14 protein-coding genes and 1 pseudogene are annotated in these 17,783 nt (G+C 39.8%); 7 read left to right on the forward strand and 8 right to left on the reverse strand.

Going from position 1 to position 17,783, the window contains the following annotated elements:
• Positions 1-40 precede the first annotated feature (40 nt).
• A complete protein-coding gene (locus tag MF4640_RS00700) occupies positions 41-2,008 on the forward strand; it encodes a BCCT family transporter (RefSeq protein ID WP_078388335.1) in 1,968 nt (655 codons plus the stop codon).
• Between the two features lie 49 nt (positions 2,009-2,057).
• Here the strand turns inward: MF4640_RS00700 and omp33-36 are convergent, their stop codons facing one another.
• A complete protein-coding gene (gene omp33-36, locus MF4640_RS00705; RefSeq protein WP_058870480.1) occupies positions 2,058-2,942 on the reverse strand; it encodes a porin Omp33-36 in 885 nt (294 codons plus the stop codon).
• A gap of 1,084 nt (positions 2,943-4,026) precedes the next feature.
• On the opposite strand from omp33-36, the gene MF4640_RS00710 reads away from it, so the two are divergent.
• The gene (locus MF4640_RS00710; protein ID WP_078388336.1) at positions 4,027-5,772 is read left to right on the forward strand and encodes a GGDEF domain-containing protein; all 1,746 of its coding nucleotides are present in this window, start codon (positions 4,027-4,029) and stop codon (positions 5,770-5,772) included.
• 63 nt (positions 5,773-5,835) lie between these two features.
• Positions 5,836-6,303, forward strand: coding sequence for an HIT family protein (locus tag MF4640_RS00715; RefSeq protein ID WP_078388337.1), 468 nt, complete (start codon positions 5,836-5,838; stop codon positions 6,301-6,303).
• A 211-nt stretch (positions 6,304-6,514) separates the two neighbouring features.
• Here MF4640_RS00715 and MF4640_RS00720 read toward each other — a convergent pair whose 3' ends face one another.
• From MF4640_RS00720 to tenA, 5 genes are all read right to left on the reverse strand, one after another.
• Positions 6,515-7,024 carry a hypothetical protein gene (locus MF4640_RS00720; protein ID WP_078388338.1) on the reverse strand — a complete coding sequence of 170 codons (510 nt, stop codon included), beginning with the start codon at positions 7,022-7,024 and terminating at the stop codon, positions 6,515-6,517.
• Between the two features lie 99 nt (positions 7,025-7,123).
• Positions 7,124-9,955 carry an excinuclease ABC subunit UvrA gene (gene uvrA / locus MF4640_RS00725; protein ID WP_078388339.1) on the reverse strand — a complete coding sequence of 944 codons (2,832 nt, stop codon included), beginning with the start codon at positions 9,953-9,955 and terminating at the stop codon, positions 7,124-7,126.
• Between the two features lie 90 nt (positions 9,956-10,045).
• A complete protein-coding gene (locus MF4640_RS00730) occupies positions 10,046-10,276 on the reverse strand; it encodes a hypothetical protein (RefSeq protein WP_227518610.1) in 231 nt (76 codons plus the stop codon).
• The gene (locus MF4640_RS00735; protein ID WP_058870673.1) at positions 10,277-10,651 is read right to left on the reverse strand and encodes a hypothetical protein; all 375 of its coding nucleotides are present in this window, start codon (positions 10,649-10,651) and stop codon (positions 10,277-10,279) included.
• Between the two features lie 173 nt (positions 10,652-10,824).
• Complete coding sequence (gene tenA / locus MF4640_RS00740; protein ID WP_004691671.1) at positions 10,825-11,499, reverse strand: thiaminase II; 675 nt, start codon at positions 11,497-11,499, stop codon at positions 10,825-10,827.
• A gap of 212 nt (positions 11,500-11,711) precedes the next feature.
• On the opposite strand from tenA, the gene MF4640_RS00745 reads away from it, so the two are divergent.
• The 3 genes from MF4640_RS00745 to ssb all read left to right on the forward strand — a co-directional run bounded on the left by MF4640_RS00745 (position 11,712) and on the right by ssb (position 14,951).
• On the forward strand, positions 11,712-12,791 hold the full coding sequence (locus MF4640_RS00745) for a DUF475 domain-containing protein (protein WP_058952492.1): 1,080 nt from the start codon (positions 11,712-11,714) through the stop codon (positions 12,789-12,791).
• A gap of 159 nt (positions 12,792-12,950) precedes the next feature.
• The gene (locus MF4640_RS00750) at positions 12,951-14,315 is read left to right on the forward strand and encodes an MFS transporter (protein WP_004978200.1); all 1,365 of its coding nucleotides are present in this window, start codon (positions 12,951-12,953) and stop codon (positions 14,313-14,315) included.
• A 51-nt stretch (positions 14,316-14,366) separates the two neighbouring features.
• The gene (gene ssb / locus MF4640_RS00755; RefSeq protein WP_004691666.1) at positions 14,367-14,951 is read left to right on the forward strand and encodes a single-stranded DNA-binding protein; all 585 of its coding nucleotides are present in this window, start codon (positions 14,367-14,369) and stop codon (positions 14,949-14,951) included.
• A gap of 210 nt (positions 14,952-15,161) precedes the next feature.
• Here ssb and MF4640_RS00760 read toward each other — a convergent pair whose 3' ends face one another.
• Positions 15,162-16,580: an aspartate ammonia-lyase gene (locus tag MF4640_RS00760; RefSeq protein ID WP_004978193.1), complete on the reverse strand. Its 1,419-nt coding sequence runs from the start codon at positions 16,578-16,580 to the stop codon at positions 15,162-15,164.
• Between the two features lie 134 nt (positions 16,581-16,714).
• Here MF4640_RS00760 and MF4640_RS00765 point away from each other — a divergent pair, with 134 nt between their 5' ends.
• Positions 16,715-17,605, forward strand: coding sequence for a LysR substrate-binding domain-containing protein (locus MF4640_RS00765; protein WP_078388340.1), 891 nt, complete (start codon positions 16,715-16,717; stop codon positions 17,603-17,605).
• A gap of 71 nt (positions 17,606-17,676) precedes the next feature.
• Here the strand turns inward: MF4640_RS00765 and MF4640_RS18915 are convergent.
• A pseudogene (locus MF4640_RS18915) lies at positions 17,677-17,783 on the reverse strand (IS5/IS1182 family transposase); the annotation flags it as partial.

Raw genomic sequence — 17,783 nt, forward strand, 5'->3', positions numbered from 1 at the left:
GGTTATATCTTTGTACTAAAAATAATTTTCTGGGGGAATTATGCCTTCCATAAAGCCATCGCTGTTTGCAAACATCAAACGGAATGTATTTCTCAGCACTGTCGTGATTCTGGTGCTTTTTCTGGCCTTGATTCTTTTTGACCCAAGTGGTTTTGAGGCTTTAACCAAACATTTAAATCAATGGATTATTGATTCATTTAGCTGGTTTTATGTTTTATCTGTCGCGTTATTTCTGATCTTGCTGATCTTTATTGCGCTCTCTGATATGGGGAAAATCAAACTCGGTCCTGATCATAGTCTGCCTGAATATAGCAGTAGCTCTTGGTTCGCCATGCTGTTTACCGCAGGGATGGGGATTGGTTTGATGTTCTTCGGTGTCGCTGAACCAGTGATGCATTATGTCAACCCGCCCACGGGCGATGGGCAAACCGTAGATGCCGCACAACAAGCAATGCGGATCACCTTTTTCCACTGGGGATTACATGCATGGGCCATTTATGCGCTTGTGGGATTGTCACTGGCCTATTTCTCTTTCCGACATAATTTGCCTTTAAAAGTTCGCTCTGCTTTATATCCTTTGGTGGGCAAAAAAATCTATGGTGCAACGGGAGATGCGGTTGATACCTTTGCAACCTTAGGCACCATTTTCGGGGTTGCTACCACACTTGGTTTTGGGGTGACCCAAATTAATTCGGGACTGAATTATCTTTTTGGCATTCAGCAAAGTATTGGCATTCAGGTCGGGCTAATCATTTTTGTCACTTTTTTAGCTTCGCTCTCAGTCGGTTTTGGTTTGGACAAAGGCATTAAACGGCTGTCTGAATTGAACTTGGTGCTGGCAGTGGTTTTACTGTTATTTGTGTTTTTTGCCAGTTCTTCCATTTATATCTTACAAACCAGCATTCAAAACGCAGGGCAATATGTATCTAATCTGTTCACGATGACCTTCAACTTATATGCCTACCAACCCAATGGTTGGATTGGTGGTTGGACCATTATGTATTGGGCTTGGTGGATTTCGTGGTCGCCTTTTGTTGGAATGTTTATTGCCCGAGTGTCTAAAGGTCGAACCATTCGCGAGTTCATTGTCGGGGTGTTGTTCATTCCTACAGGTTTTACCCTGATTTGGATGGGCTTCATGGGGAATGCAGCGCTGTTCAGTATTATTCAAGATGGGCACACTTCGTTAATCTCAGCGGTACAACAAGATTCATCCGTCGCACTATTTGAATTTTTGACCCATTTACCTTTCTCTCAAATATCAAGCCTGATTGCGACCGTTCTGGTGGTGCTATTCTTTGTGACTTCTGCCGACTCAGGCTCATTGGTGATTGATTACTTAACCGCAGAAACAGAAAATTCACCTTTATGGCAACGGCTATTTTGGACCATTCTGATTGCGTTACTGTCGATTATCTTACTGATGGCAGGCGGACTTTCGGCCTTACAATCGGCCACCATTATGAGTGCCTTACCCTTTACTTTGATTATGTTGCTGGTCTGTTGGGGCTTACTGAAAGCACTGCGTTTGGATGTCACCAAAATGCGTGCACTACAAGATGCACGAATCACGCCACGTGCGATTCAAAATCCACGCAGTTGGCAACAGCGTCTAGGTCTGATTATGCATTATCCACATACCCAGTCTGAGGTCGAAGAATTTATTGGTCAGCAAGTACAACATGCATTTTCAGCGGTACAAAAGGAATTTCAGCGCCGTCAGCTAGACGTGACCATTCAACCGATTGAGCATGGCTTGCAGTTACGCGTGGATCACCATAATGAAATTAATTTTATCTATCAGGTGGTTTCCCGTGAAACCCAGCCACCCAGTTTTATGGCAGATCGACTCGAAGAACAGCAGTTTTATCAAGCTGAAGTTTTCTTAAGAGAAGGTGGGCAGAATTATGATGTGATGGATTGGACTTTAGATGATCTCTTGCAAGATATTATTGACCAATATGAGCGTCATTTACATTTCTTAAATTTAGTCAGAGCCACAAACTAAAAAAAGGACGCTTAAAGCGTCCTTTTTTCTATTCAGTTTCTAAATTGAATTAGAAGCGGAATTTAGCATTTACGCCAACAGTTTGTGTATCGAGATTCTCAGTATTGTCTTTAGCGTTAGCATTTACATAGCTTGCGCCTACAGCAACTGCTGGAGTGATGAAGTAGTTAACGTTTGCACCCCAAGCTGAATCTGGAGTACCAGCAAAGCTTGATTCAACATAAGAAGCACCAACACTTAACGCAGGAGTTAAGTAAAGGTCAGTTTTAAGTTGGTAAGCGGTGTCTTCACCGTAAACAAGACCAGCTTCTAAGCCGAGCGCCATGTTTGTACCGTCGATGTTACCTACGTATTTAGTACGTGCAGTAACCGCGTCTTGATCTTCACCGATCGTAGCAGCTTCACCAACAGCTTTAACAACACCATTGCCCATTACGTTGAACGCATCAAGAGCAAATTGGTCAGCAACGCTAGTATAACCTACAGCAACCAAGAAGTTCGGAGCAGCTAAAGCACCCACTTCAAGTGCATAACGGTCACCATTGTCATCAGGCGTTTCGCTGTTTTTACCATCCAAATGTGTGTGGCTATAAGACGCACTTGCATATGCTGGAACGAATTTAGTAGGAATATACGCTTCTGCTTTAGCGCCGTAGTTGTGTGCGATGAAATCAGTACCGTCAGTGCCTAATTCAGCATAGTTATATGCCAAAGAAACATTTGAAGCTTGGTTTAAAAAAGCAGCTTCAGCTAAAGGACCTTTAGATGAATCAACATCTTTAAAGTAGAAAGTACCTTGTAAACCGCCAGTAAAATCTTTGTCATTTGCATCAGATGCATCGATGTATTCAGATTGACCCTGTACTTCGAATTGGTATGCTTGAGCACCGGTCATGGCTAATAATAAAGCAGTGGCTAAACCGAGTTTTTTCATGATATTTACCAGATTGTTAACATTGGATTAAACTAATGCTATTCTATTGTAACAATTTATTAAGTCAATGAGCTCTAATGGTATTATATTATTGAGTAATTACTCTAGTTGTGTTAGAGGTTAAAAAGTGCTCAATTGAGTGTATCCATGTCAACCAAAAAAAACTTACTGCAGAACAATAGGGTATACCTATTTAGAAAACAGAGAATGCAGGAAAATGAATTGTACTGAACTTGATTTTTAATTGATAAATTAGATTGAATATATAAATATAAACGGTAAAAAAGTTAAATAAGGCACCTCAAATATAGGCGTTTTTGTGTCCTAAATCTAAAAAACGCCTAAAATTAGCACAAAAAGCTCGTTTTTTGCTTGCATAATGTACATATCCTCTGAGTATTTGTGATAATTTTCACGCTAATTATAGCGTTGTGTTAATCCATAATGCTTTAGTTGGCTTTACAAGTGAACGGATTTATTTCATAATGATTTTAGCGAATCATTTAACAATATTGTTGTTTTCTGAGAAGCTAATTCTCCTCAAACAGTTTTTGTTTATCTGCCCAACTTTCCCCAAGGTTGGGCTTTTTTTTATTTAAATTTTCGAGATCTTATTTTTTCTAATAAAAATCTATTGGAATTTAATGCACAATAATGGTGTGAATTTAAGGCTATATTTTTCATTAAAAACTTTTATTTGAGCAAAAAAAAACCAACTTCTAAAAGAGGTTGGATTTTTCCGCCAAAATTTGTGGGAAAATTAGAATATTTGCTGAGGATATACTCTAATTTGCCCCAATAATGTGCATTATGCACCTAAATGTTGCATGTGTAAATATAGGCACTTTAAAAAATGGGAATTAAAAATATTGAATGAAATTCACACTAAACATGAATATTATTAAGGATGGATTTACTCAGCTTTCATAGGTGAGTGAAAGTTTAGCTGTGATCATTTGGGGATGATGAAATCTTAAAACGATGCAAAACAAAGAATTAATCACTTAAATACACGATATACTGTTCGTATAATAAACAGTTAATTTAGTTTTCTTTTATTTGGGAATGGGGGCGTGGTTGAAGTATGCGAGAAATACGCTCTGAGTATTTGAGTCAAAAGCTGTATATTGCAATGAGCATTATTATTTTGTCATTGTGCAGCTTATCCATTCCGTTGATAGTTAAAAGTTATCGTGATTACAACAAAACCAACCAAGCTTTAACTGAAATACAAGCCTTACAGGCTGTTGCAGACTTGGCCAATAAGATTTCACGAGAGCGTGCGCCAGCCAACAAACTCATGTCGAGTAATCAACAAGACTTTGCCAAACACGTGCTTGAGTTAAAACTATATCGGCTCACGGTGGATGAGCAGATGCAAAAGACCTTAGAGGTTTTAAAGCATTCGAACCTCCCAAATTTAGACTTAAGTTTATTTGACCGTTTAGATGAAGCTTTAACGCAAGGCAGACAGCAGGTAGATGCTTATGCAGCTCTACCACGTGAGCAACGTAATGCCGAGACCATGGATCAAGCCATCCTAAAAATGTTCAATGCTTGGGATCGTAGTCATGATGTTTTAAAAGACGTAATCGCTGTATCTGAAGGCAAAGACACCGCTGTTTCAAACTTCTATGTCCAAATTTTATTATTAGCGGACTTACGCGATCAGGCTGGTCGTGCTGCATCCAATGTGATGGCGCATGTAGCTTTTAAACAACCGATTCCTGAAACCAATTTAGCGCGTTCTTTACAGACTCGGAAGCAAGTGATGTATTTGTGGGAACTCATTGATACCTTACAGCCCGAGCGTGATAAAACCGAAGAATTTAAAGTGCTGCATCAAGCGGTTTATAACGAGTTTTTAGCCAAAGGGCTATTGATTGTTGAACGCTTGATGAATGAAAGTATTTACCATCGACCGTACTATTTAACTGGGACACAGTTAACTGAAGCAATCGTTGATAAATTTTCGACCGTGGTGGAGTTGCAAAATTATTTACTCAAATATAGCGTTGAAAAAGCCATCATTGAAAAGCATAAAGCACAAAATATTTTGCTCACAACGGTGGGTATTTCACTCATTTCAATTTTTGCGGCACTGTTTACCATGATTTATGCGCGTAAGAGAGTGTTTAGTCCACTCATTCAAGCGCGTGAAATTTTGTTTGATTTATCCCATTCCAGTATTCGCCCCAACCCGATGGATACCAAAGATCAACCAGCCAATATGTATTCTTTATTTACAGCAATTCAGCAGTTAAAACAGACGCTTCAGCAGCGAGATGCGTTGGAGTTTCGACTCAAGAATATTGCGCATTTGGATTCATTAACCGGGGTTGCAAACCGTTATGCGTTGAATGAATACATTAAACTTTTGGAAAATCAGCCGACTCAGTTTTCGGAGACTTGTTTAATGGTGATCGACATTGATCATTTTAAACAGGTCAACGATGTATATGGACATCTGATGGGGGATCAGGTGATTCAGTTTGTGGCTGAAAAATTAAAAGAAAATATTCGGACATCTGACTTGTTGGTACGTTACGGTGGTGACGAATTTATTGTGCTGATTGAAAATGTTGGAATGGAGCGCGCTTTAAAAATTGCGGAAAAGATTCGTTCTGAGATTTATGAAGCGAAGTCGGTTGATAGCATACGTTGCCCTGATTTGAAAGTCAGTATTAGTATTGGGGTGGCAATTGGTGCGACCAGTTGGATGGCACTGTTAGAAAAAGCCGATCGTGCTTTGTTTCAAGCCAAAGAGCAGGGGAAAAATAAGGTTGTGGCTTATTCAGTCGATGAAGTGAATGAGTCATATTATATTTAAAAGAACTAGATCAAAATAAATAAGTAAATTAAATAACAGTACAAAAGAATAAATGAGGGGAAAATGGGAACAGGCTGTATTTTTTGTCAGATGACACGAAATGAAATATCTTGCCATATTATTGATAGTAATAATGACTACATGGCATTTTTAACAATTTTTCCGAATACGTTAGGTGCAGCTGTTGTAATCCCTAAAAAGCATTATTCAAGTTATGCTTTTGATTTGGATGATGATGTTTTAACTGGTTTGATGTTATATACCAAGAAAGTTGCGAAAAAGTTAGATGGCTTTTTTGAAGATGTTGGGCGCACAGCAATGGTATTTGAAGGTTTTGGTGTAGATCATGTTCACGCTAAGTTATTTCCAATGCATGGTACTAAGCAAGTGCATGAAAACTGGCAAGCTGTGAACTCGAATGTCGATAAGTATTTTGACCAATACGAAGGTTATATTTCTTCACATGATTTTCAGCGAGCAGATGATAGAGAGTTGGCTTTGCTTGCTGAGCAGATTCGAGCTTTTGAATAATAAGTTGAACGATTGGTATTAATGACTATCGTTTTAGAGCATCTTCCTACTGGATTGCTGGCGTAATTGCTATTGTGTAGCGTTATCTCATTTTTACTGGGTAAAAGTGACAAAACCCATTTGTTTGACTATGCTCAGTCCCTTGAGCATAGTCAAACAGGCGACATTCATGTCGCCTGTCGTGTGATTGGATTTCAGATAAATTCAATCATTAGTGAATAGCTTTGTGTAGGCTTTGATACAAGTTCTTTCTAGCCTCTAGAATTTTAGTTCTATATTCGGCTGTTTTCTGTATATCTACCGAGCCATTTTTAAACAAAGTATAGGAATTGAATTTTCCTAAAAGTTCTCCATAAAATCTTAATTTTTCTTGTTGTTCTGTGTATCCGTGGAGTAATAAAAGACCTTCATTCTTGCTTAAAAGATCGAAGTCATTGAAAAGTGATGTTCTTAAAGGATCAAGTCGTTCTAATATTTTAGTTTGATTTATTGGTGATTTCTTTGCTTCGAACTCAAAGATACTCCATATCTTTAATATTAAATGATTAATTTCTTCAACATCTTTAGAAATATTGGTTAGTAGATTTCGGTTGTATAAAAGATTTTCTTTGGTAACAGAAGCTGAGATGCTCGCTTTTTGATTAAAATACGCTATTACACCTGTGACCAGTGCTCCTAAGCCAATTTTAATGGATGTATCTAATATTTCTAATAAAGTCATAAATGTTAAAATTATGAATAAATCATAGTTTTAGCATAATTATTTTATGAATCAAATTCTTCTTCAACCTCCTTTGAAAAAGGAGGTTGAATTATAAAATCACTTCAACATTGGCTTTAAAAACTTCGCAGTATGTGAAACTTTATTTTTCGCCACTACCTCGGGCGTTCCTTCCGCGATAATCATCCCACCACCTGCACCACCTTCAGGGCCTAAATCAATTACCCAGTCAGCAGTTTTGATCACATCCAAATTATGCTCAATCACCACAATAGTATTGCCCTTATTACGAAGCTCATGGAGGATATCTAACAGTTTAGCAATGTCATGGAAATGTAGACCTGTAGTGGGTTCATCCAAGATATACAACGTTTTACCCGTATCACGTTTTGCCAATTCACGTGCTAATTTCACACGTTGCGCTTCACCACCTGACAGTGTCGTTGCAGACTGACCTAAACGAATATAGCCTAAACCGACTTGATTTAACGTTTCCAAACGACGGTGAATCACAGGAATCGCATCAAAGAAATGCATGGCATCTTCAACCGTCATATTCAGTACATCGGAAATATTCTTCCCTTTATACCCAACTTCTAAAGTTTCACGGTTATAGCGTTCACCATGACAGTTATCACACGGCACATACATATCAGGTAAAAAGTGCATAGCCACTTTGATCATGCCGTCACCTTCACAGGCTTCACAACGACCACCTTTCACGTTAAACGAGAAACGTCCCGCAGCATAACCACGTGCTTTGGCTTCAGGCGTTTGCGCAAACAATTCACGAATTGGGGTAAACAAACCCGTATACGTTGCAGGGTTAGAGCGAGGTGTACGACCAATCGGGCTTTGGTCAATATCAACCACTTTATCAAGGAATTGCAGACCATCAATTGAATCAAATTTTTCAGCCGTTAAAGTGGTTGCACCATTAAGCTGTGTCGCTGCTAAAGGCAATAAAGTACGGTTAATCAGCGTTGATTTACCTGAACCAGATACACCAGTCACACAGGTCATCACACCCAAAGGAATGGTTAAATCCACATTTTGTAGGTTATGACCCGCAGCACCCATTAATTTAATTTGCTCTTCAGGCTTTGGCGGTTCAGTACGCTTTTTCGGTACTTCAATTTTCAGTTTGCCTGATAAATATTGACCTGTAAGTGATTCACTATTCGCAAGGATTTCATCATAAGTCCCTTCAGCAATCACATAACCACCATGAATACCAGCACCAGGGCCAATATCGATAATATGATCTGCTGCACGAATCGCATCTTCATCATGCTCAACGACTAAAACGGTATTCCCCAAATCACGTAAGCGGACTAAGGTTTCTAATAGGCGATCATTATCACGTTGATGTAGACCAATCGATGGTTCATCGAGGACATACATCACACCCATCAAACCTGCGCCGATTTGCGAAGCCAAACGAATACGTTGCGCTTCACCACCAGACAATGTTTCTGCTGAACGAGAAAGGCTTAAATAATTCAGACCCACTGAAACTAAGAAATGTAAACGCTCACGGATTTCTTTAAAAATCTTATCGGCAATTTCGCCTTTTGCACCATCAAGATTTAAATCTTGATAATAACTTTCCGCATCACCAATCGACATTTTAGTAATTTGGGCAATGGTTTTGTCTTTAACCCGAACATGGCGTGAAATTTCATTCAGACGTGATCCACCGCAGGCATCACATGCAGCATTAGATAAATACTGTGCCAAATCATCACGTACATAATTTGATTCTGTTTCACGATAGCGACGTTCTAAATGTGGCAAAATCCCTTCAAAAGGTTGCACACGATTATGCTTACGACCACGTTCATCGATATAACTTAAATCAACTTTTTCCTTGCCAGTACCGTATAAAAATTTCTTTTTGGTATCCGCATCCAATTCATTCCAAGGCGTATCCAAAGAAAAGCCAAAATGCGCTGCGACTTTTTCAATCATGCTGTAGTAGTACGGACGTTGACGATCCCAACCACGAATCGCGCCTTGGCTAATCGACACATCAGGACTTGGAATGAGTTTTTCGGCACTAAAATGGCTACGTGTACCTAAACCATCACAGGTTGGGCAGGCACCAAAGGGATTGTTAAATGAAAATAAACGCGGCTCAAGTTCCGCAACAGCACGGTCACATTCAGGACATGAATGTTTAGCCGAAAAAACCCGATCAGGATGTTCACCGTTCATCCAAGACAAAACAGCAATATCACCACCTAAGCGCAGTGCCGTTTCAAAAGATTCTGCAATGCGGTTGCCGAGGTCATCACGGACTTTAAAACGATCCACCACCACTTCAATGGTGTGTTTTTTCTTTTTATCGAGTTCTGGAATTGGGTCGAGATCAACAATCTCACCATCGACGCGCGCCCGTACAAAACCTTGACTTTGTAGCTGTTCAAACAGGTTGGAATATTCGCCTTTACGCTCACGCACCACAGGTGCAAGCAGCATCAGCGCTGTTCCTTCATCCAGTCCTTTTACGGCATCGACCATTTCCGATACGGTCTGTGCCACCATCGGCAAATCATGCTCTGGGCAAAATGGTGTGCCGACACGTGCGTAGAGTAGACGTAAATAGTCATAAATTTCGGTAATGGTACCCACCGTAGAACGTGGGTTATGGCTGGTTGACTTCTGTTCAATCGCAATGGCAGGGCTTAAACCTTCAATTGAGTCAACTTCAGGTTTTTCCATTTGTGACAAGAACTGGCGCGCATAGGCCGAGAGCGATTCGACATAACGACGCTGGCCTTCGGCGTACAGCGTATCAAATGCAAGCGATGACTTACCTGAACCAGAAAGTCCCGTGATCACCACGAATTTATCGCGGGGAATATCAAGGTTCACATTTTTTAAGTTATGGGTACGTGCGCCTCGAATACGGATATGACTTTGGCTCATAAAACTATCTCGAAATTGTGCAGATGAAGGAGGTATATGATAACGACTTATGCTTTATTCAAGTGTTAAACATGATTTTATAGCGACAAATCATGTCGGCCAAAAGAAAAGTGATGCTGCTAGACTGTAGCTAGATTTCAGTGTTGAAACAAGTCTCAACGTATCGACATTGGCTGCGACTGAAAACTGGAAGGTATTTATAAGTTGCGTAAATAAAGAGATGATCACCCATTCGGCGTAGCGTAAAAGTTGAATCATGGCTGTGCTATTTTTGGTTTGCCGTACGCCTTCAGGGATAGAGTGTTGTTGTGGTTGCAGCATTTAGCATGCTAGCGCATAAGGACGTTCAAAGATTGAATCGACCGTCTCAAAAGCAAAGGGACGGATAATGTCATGATGGAGACGGGCATAGAAATTGACTTCATGCTCAAGAGTTTGTAAGAAGGCGTCGTAGTCATCTTCAAAGTCTGGCAGGTCGAGTAAGTCTTGTTCTCGACTTAAAACGCAATGATATTTTTTAATAAAAGCCAACATCAATTTTTGAATATGTGGATTGGTATAGTAAATGAGATAGGTCGCGGCAGAACCGCAGTGTAAACAGCCTTTTTCAAGGTATATTTCTTCGTTATTTAGCCAGCAACATTGTACGGTAAAAAATGCACGAATGGCTTCAGTACCAAGAGTATCCGGATGCATGAGAACGGCCCTCGAAAGTTAATTATGCAAATGATAATTATTATTATTATTATTATTATTACTAGAGTTTAGTTTTAAATGCTTAAAATAGCAATCGCGCCTTCTGAAAAAATACGATATTCGGTCAATAAAAAGCCCTGAAGGTTTCAGGGCTTTTTGGATCATTTTCGCTTTTAAGCGTGGTCTAAACCGAGCCATTGCTGCTGTTTATAAGCGCTGTCCCAGAACAACCATTCCAGTTCAGCCCCTTTACGGTAGGCTTTATGCATTTTCTCAATAGTGTCTGCATCGCAACGCGCAGCCACTTTATCGATGGTTGCAATTACATTACGTACTGCTTGGTTGAATTCTTCACCTGCGTAAGTATCAATCCACGCTTGGTACGGGTTGTTGGCGATAGAGTTACCCACAATGTCTTTACCGACTTCAGCATAAATCCAAAAACAAGGTAAGAGCGCTGCTAACACCACAGGGTAGCTTTCAGACCATGCTGTTGCCGTTAGAAATGAAGTGTAATGGTGACATGCCAAAGTCAGAGGTGTTTCTTCAAACTGTTGTTTTGAAATATCAAAATTTTTCATAAAGCCATCATGCAAACTGCGTTCCACCACAATCGCTTCTTTGGCTCCTTGGCTAAACTGGATAATGTCATCGGCCTCATATGCTTTGGCACCACACACCGCTAAAGCACGACCATAAGCCACCAAGTAGTGCGCATCTTGAATCACATAATGACAAAATGCTTCTTTATTAAGTGTGCCTGAAGCCAATTCTTGGTTAAAAGGTAAAGCCAGTGTTTTTTGATATAAGTCGACATTACGTTGCCAAACGTCTTGAGAAAAAGCCATGATTAGATCCTGAGGGAAGCCAAAATATGGGCAAGACTATAACAACAGTTTGCGCGGAACAACAATCCATCTCCGTACATCGGTGAGATAAGTAAAAATTAACGAAGATGTTTTGGTTTCAGACTTAAAAAGCGTCATAATTGCGGCCATAAAACTCAACCTGTTTTTTTAAGTTTTCGTTCATCTCCAAATTTTTTATAGGTCGATCTGTCATGATGAAACATTTTGGTTTCTCTATCATTTTTACGATCGTGTGTCTTGCGTTATCTGCGTACTGGGGTTTTACCCATGGACCAGAAGCGGGCTTAAAGACCATGTTTACTGCTTTGACCATCACTGCAATTTTAGCGGTGATGGAGGTCTCGTTATCTTTTGATAATGCCGTTGTCAATGCATCTGTGTTACGAGGTTGGGATCATTTTTGGAAAATGTTATTCCTTACCGTGGGTATTTTAGTCGCTGTATTTGGTATGCGTTTAATCTTCCCTGTCGCAATTGTGGCGGTAACTGCAGATATGGGCTTCGTTGAAGTTGTTCAATTGGCTTTAAATGATCCAAAAACCTACTCACAACGTCTGATGGATCACCACCCTGAAATAGCTGCATTTGGTGGCGCGTTCTTATTGTTAGTGTTTCTTAACTTCTTTTTGGATGAAGGTAAAGATACGCACTGGTTCCGTTGGTTGGAGCGCCGTTTGGCGAACTTGGCTAATGTTCCTGCAATGTCAGTCTTCCTTGCACTGATTGCACTTTTGGTGATGGCGGCTAATGTCGATGAAGCTAAACGTCTCGTGGTGACCATGGCGGGAATCTGGGGCATCGTGGTTTACATTGGCGTACAAGTCTTGAGTCATTTGTTGGGTGGTGAACCTGAAGTTGATGAAGACGGCAATGCAGTTACACATGATGCCAATGGCGCAACCACGGGTGTGGTCAAAGCAGGTATTGGTGGTTTCTTATACCTAGAAGTACTTGATGCATCGTTCAGTTTTGATGGCGTAATTGGCGCGTTTGCCATTACTTCCGATGTCGTGATTATTATGTTGGGTCTCGCGATTGGTGCGATTTTCGTGCGTTCGATGACGATTTACTTGGTAGAAAAAGGGACTTTGGATGCCTATGTCTTCCTTGAGCATGGTGCACACTACGCAATTGGTGCTTTAGCATTCATTATGCTGGCAAGTGGCACAGGTCTACATGTACCAGAAGTTGTCACGGGTTTAATTGGTGTGGCCTTTATTGTTTGGGCTGTTATTGCTTCTATTCAATACAAAAAACATCAAGCCGCTTAAAGCAGATTGCTTTAAACCGTGGAAAAGCGCAGCTCAGGCTGCGCTTTTTGTTTTTCAGATCAGGAAGGCTTTTATTAAACATAAAATTCATGCCGCTAGTCGGATTGAATAGCCTATAATCTTGATCCAAGATTAATTCAATACAGTCTGTCCTCGTTTATGATGAATGCTTTAGAACGTCGTTCAACTTTTGCCTTAAGCAGTATTTTTGCCTTACGCATGTTGGGTTTGTTCATGATCATCCCTGTATTTTCTGTGGCAGGGCAGACCTATGAATATGCAACGCCTGCGTTGCTCGGTTTGGCTGTGGGGATTTATGGCTTAACACAGGCCATTTTACAGATTCCTTTCAGCTTGATTGCCGACCGTTATAGCCGTAAGCCTTTGGTGGTTTTTGGGCTACTTCTATTTGCTTTAGGTGGTGCAATTGCCGCGATGTCCGACACCATTTATGGGGTGATTATTGGCCGTGCCATTGCAGGTGGGGGGGCAGTGTCTGCAGTGGTGATGGCACTACTGGCGGATGTGACCCGTGAAGAAAATCGTATGAAAGCCATGGCAACCATGGGCATGAGTATCGGAGTTTCTTTTGCTGTGGCTTTTAGTTTGGGGCCGTGGCTTACCGGTTTAGTGGGGATTTCAGGATTATTCTGGGTAACGACCATCATGGGTTTGGCGGCCATTTCGATGCTGTTTTTGGTGCCAAAAGTCACCCGCCATCATCGTAATTATCAGCAAGGTTATTTGGCTCAGCTCAAACAAGTCTTAAAAATGGGTGATCTGAACCGTCTGCATGTGTCGGTGTTTAGCTTACATTTATTGCTGACAGCAATGTTTATTTATGTTCCATCACAGCTTATCGATTTTGCAAAAATTCCACTAAATTCACATGGCTGGGTATATTTACCGTTGTTGGTGATTAGCCTGTTTTTTGCCTTTCCAAGTATTGTGTTGGCTGAAAAATATCGCAAGATGCGAGGCATCTTTTTAACGGCTATTGGCGGCATTATTTTAGGTTTAGGCATCCTAATTTTTGGCTTTGAGTCGAAGTATATTTTGCTGACAGGTTTGGGCTTATTCTTTATTGCTTTTAACGTCATGGAAGCGTTGCTGCCGTCATGGTTATCGAAAGCTGCGCCAATTCAGTCTAAAGCCACCGCGATGGGCGTAAATGCCAGCAGCCAGTTTTTAGGCGCATTCTTTGGTGGTGTCACAGGCGGTCAGTTGCTGCTGTTAAACAATACTGCCTTGGGTTGGAGCATCCTGACTGGACTGGCGATTGTTTGGTTATTGATTAGTTTTGGCTTGGCGCAACCGCGTTATTTGTCTTCGATGGTGTTGCGTTTACCTGAACATAAACAAACGGACGAATGGACTTCACAGCTTTTAGCGATTCGTGGTATTGAAGAGGTCGTGGTGATGTCTGATCAGCAAGTAGCGTATGTAAAAGTCGATAAGCAGCAAATAGATGATGCTACGCGACAAGATTTAACGCAGTTGTTGGGGAAAGAGGTAGCCATTTAAGCATAACTCTTATAAAGTAAATAATAGAAATAGATAGGAAGTAAACATCAGATGCGCGGTGTAAATAAAGTTATTTTAGTGGGCACATTAGGCCGAGATCCAGAGACGAAAACTTTTCCAAACGGTGGTTCGTTGACCCAGTTTTCAATTGCAACGAGCGACTCTTGGACAGATAAAAGCACCGGTGAGCGTAAAGAGCAAACCGAATGGCACCGTATTGTGTTACACAACCGCCTAGGTGAAATTGCGCAACAATACCTACGTAAAGGTTCGAAAGTTTATATTGAAGGGTCACTGCGTACCCGTCAGTGGACAGATCAAAATGGTCAAGAACGCTACACCACAGAAATTCGTGGTGAGCAAATGCAGATGCTCGACAACAACCGTCAGCAAGGTGAGCAAATGCAAGGCGGAAATGATGGTTATGCACAACCACGTTTCAACAATAACCAAGGTGGTGGTTATAACAATAACAACAACCAAGGTGGTTATGGCGGCAATCCTGCAGCGGGTAATAGCAACAATCAACAAAGTGGTTATGCGAACAATAACCCAAGCGGTTTTGCACCAAAGGCGGCTCCTCAGTCAGCGCCTGCGGCAGCACCAGCAGATATGGATGATGATCTTCCGTTCTAACTTGTGCAGTTAGTAAATGTTGTATGAAGTAAAAAAAGGATTTGATTTATATCAAGTTCTTTTTTTATGGCTAGGCAAATTTGGTATTTAAAAAAGAGCTTTATAGAATAAAAATGTTCAGCTAATACGAGTGACATAGCATACTTTTCCTCTCTATAAAAAAGGGACCTCTGATGAGATCCCTTTTTAAAAAGACGAAATGCTAATAAATCATGATAAAGATTGCTGAGGATGAACCATATTTTTGATCGATAGCACATCAGCCAAAATTTGATCAGACAATAGGTTTTCAGCTTTAATTAAAGCCAATACACTTTGACCAGTTTCATTCGCTTGTTTTGCAATACGAGTCGTTGTTTCATAGCCCAAATATGGGTTGAGTGCAGTAATAATGCCAATTGAATTATCTACATTTGCCTGACAGTGTTCAGCATTGGCACGGATGTTTTCAATACATTTGTATTGGAACATTTGCATAGCTTTACCTAACAAATCGATCGATTCGAACAGTTTAAAAGCAATTAACGGCTCCATCGCATTGAGCTGTAACTGACCTGCTTCGGCCGCCAAAGTAATGGCTAAATCATTGGCAATCACTTGAAAACACACTAAGTTCATGGCTTCTGGGATAACAGGATTCACTTTGCCTGGCATAATTGAACTGCCTGGTTGGCGCGGTTCTAAATGGATTTCATTCAGACCAGTACGAGGGCCACTAGAAAGCAAACGCAGGTCATTGGCAATTTTTGAGAGTTTAGTCGCGGTACGTTTTAAGAAGCTCGATAATAAAACGAAATCACCCATATCTGAGGTTGCTTCGATTAAATCAGGTGAACTACTGATCTGCTTTTGCGTAATTTCAGACAATGCTGCGATGGCATATTCACGATACTTAACTTCGGTATTGATCCCTGTTCCAATTGCTGTTCCGCCCAAATTTACAACACTTAGAGCAGACGGCATGATGTCATTGAGCTTGTTTAAATCATTTTGTAAGGTATTTGCAAATGCGCCAAATTCTTGACCCAAGGTCATTGGAACAGCATCTTGCAATTGGGTACGACCCATTTTTAAGATATGCGAAAACTCATCTGACTTGTTCTTAAAACTTTGAATTAAATTTTGAAACGGGCTGTTCAATTGCTCTATTGCAAAAATTAAACCCACTTTAATTGCCGTTGGATAGACATCATTGGTTGATTGAGACATATTAATATCATTATTTGGATGTAAATATTGATATTCGCCTTTTAAATGATCTAAATGTTCTAATCCAATATTAGCCAGTACTTCATTGATATTCATATTGGTGGATGTTCCCGCACCACCTTGAATCATATCAATTGGAAATTGGTCATGATACTTATAATTAATAACTTGTTCACATGCATATTGAATGGCATTGTATTTATTTTCTTCAAGTTTATTGAGTTTAAAATTGGCTTCTGCGCATGCAGCTTTAACCATTGCAAGGGCATTAATAAAAACAGGGAATTGATTGAGTTTATTTGGACTTAAATTAAAGTTCTCTAAAGCTCTTAAAGTTTGTACGCCATAATAGCAATGAGCAGGAATTTCTTTATGTCCTAATAAATCCTTTTCAACGCGTGTGTTAATCTTAATGTTCATTTAAATAGACTCTAATCTCGAATAAATTGATATTAATGTGCGCACGGTTTTTTTTCTAATGTAAAAATATATTACTACATGCATTTTTTGCATAATAGATTATAATTGATCAAAGGATGAGTGAAGAATGAGTTATGACTTTAGAAATTCGATGGATTGAAGATTTACTTGCGTTAGAGCAAGAAAAATCGATATCTCAAGCAGCAGCTCTACGACATGTCACACAGTCTGCCTTTACGCGTAGAATTCAAAATATTGAAAACTCACTTGGTTTCCAAATTTTGAAAAGATATAGTAAAAATATTGATTTCACAGAAGCAGGCCAAGTTTTACTGGCTTCGGCAAAAAACATACAAAATCAACTCACTACAACAATAAAGTATTTAGAAAAGAATGTGAAACATGATGAGTTAACCGTCAAGTTTGCAGTGTCACACTCGCTCATTACCCAGTTTTTCCCCCGCTTTATTCATGAGTTAGTGATGGATATGACGGACTTAAAATTGGAAATTATTGCCTCAAATTTCAAACAGGGGATGCGCTTATTAAAAGATGGCTCGTGTGATTTTTTAATCAGTTATTGTGATCAAAAAACATTAGAACAATTCGATCGTTCTTTGTTCGAATTTTATAAAATTGTTGAAATGGAAATCCTCCCTGTGACAGCCTTAGATCATGACGGGACTGCCAAATATTCACTCGATCAGTCTTTTCCTTTGTTGTCTTATAGTAAACAAGCATATTTAAGAAACTGTGTGGATGAAGCGATTGAAAATAAGTTGGATTATAGAACTTTATATGAGACGGATAATGCAGGTGATTTAAAAGAGCTGGTGTTGCAAGGTTTAGGTGTGGCATGGCTGCCGAAATTATTGGTTGAAAGAGAGATTCAAGAAAATAAATTAAAAGTACTGGACGGTAAGCAGTACTATTTATTCCAAGATGTCTATCTGGTTAAGCGTGAAATGTCATTTTCAAATCGAATTGATTATATTTGGAATATTTTAATTCAGAAAAATAAATAATTGGATTTTATGGATTATTTTATTTAATCATTGTGAGATATATTTTAATAATAGATCTCCTGCGAAAGTCATTATTGCAAGTTTATCCGGTTTACGAGTGCAGCAATTAAGTTAATGCGTAAGCCGAATCTTTTCCGTCTATTTCGATAGCGTTCACTTAATATTCTAAATGTTTTCA

This window comes from Acinetobacter sp. MF4640, from assembly GCF_002018895.1.
GTDB lineage: Bacteria > Pseudomonadota > Gammaproteobacteria > Pseudomonadales > Moraxellaceae > Acinetobacter > Acinetobacter johnsonii.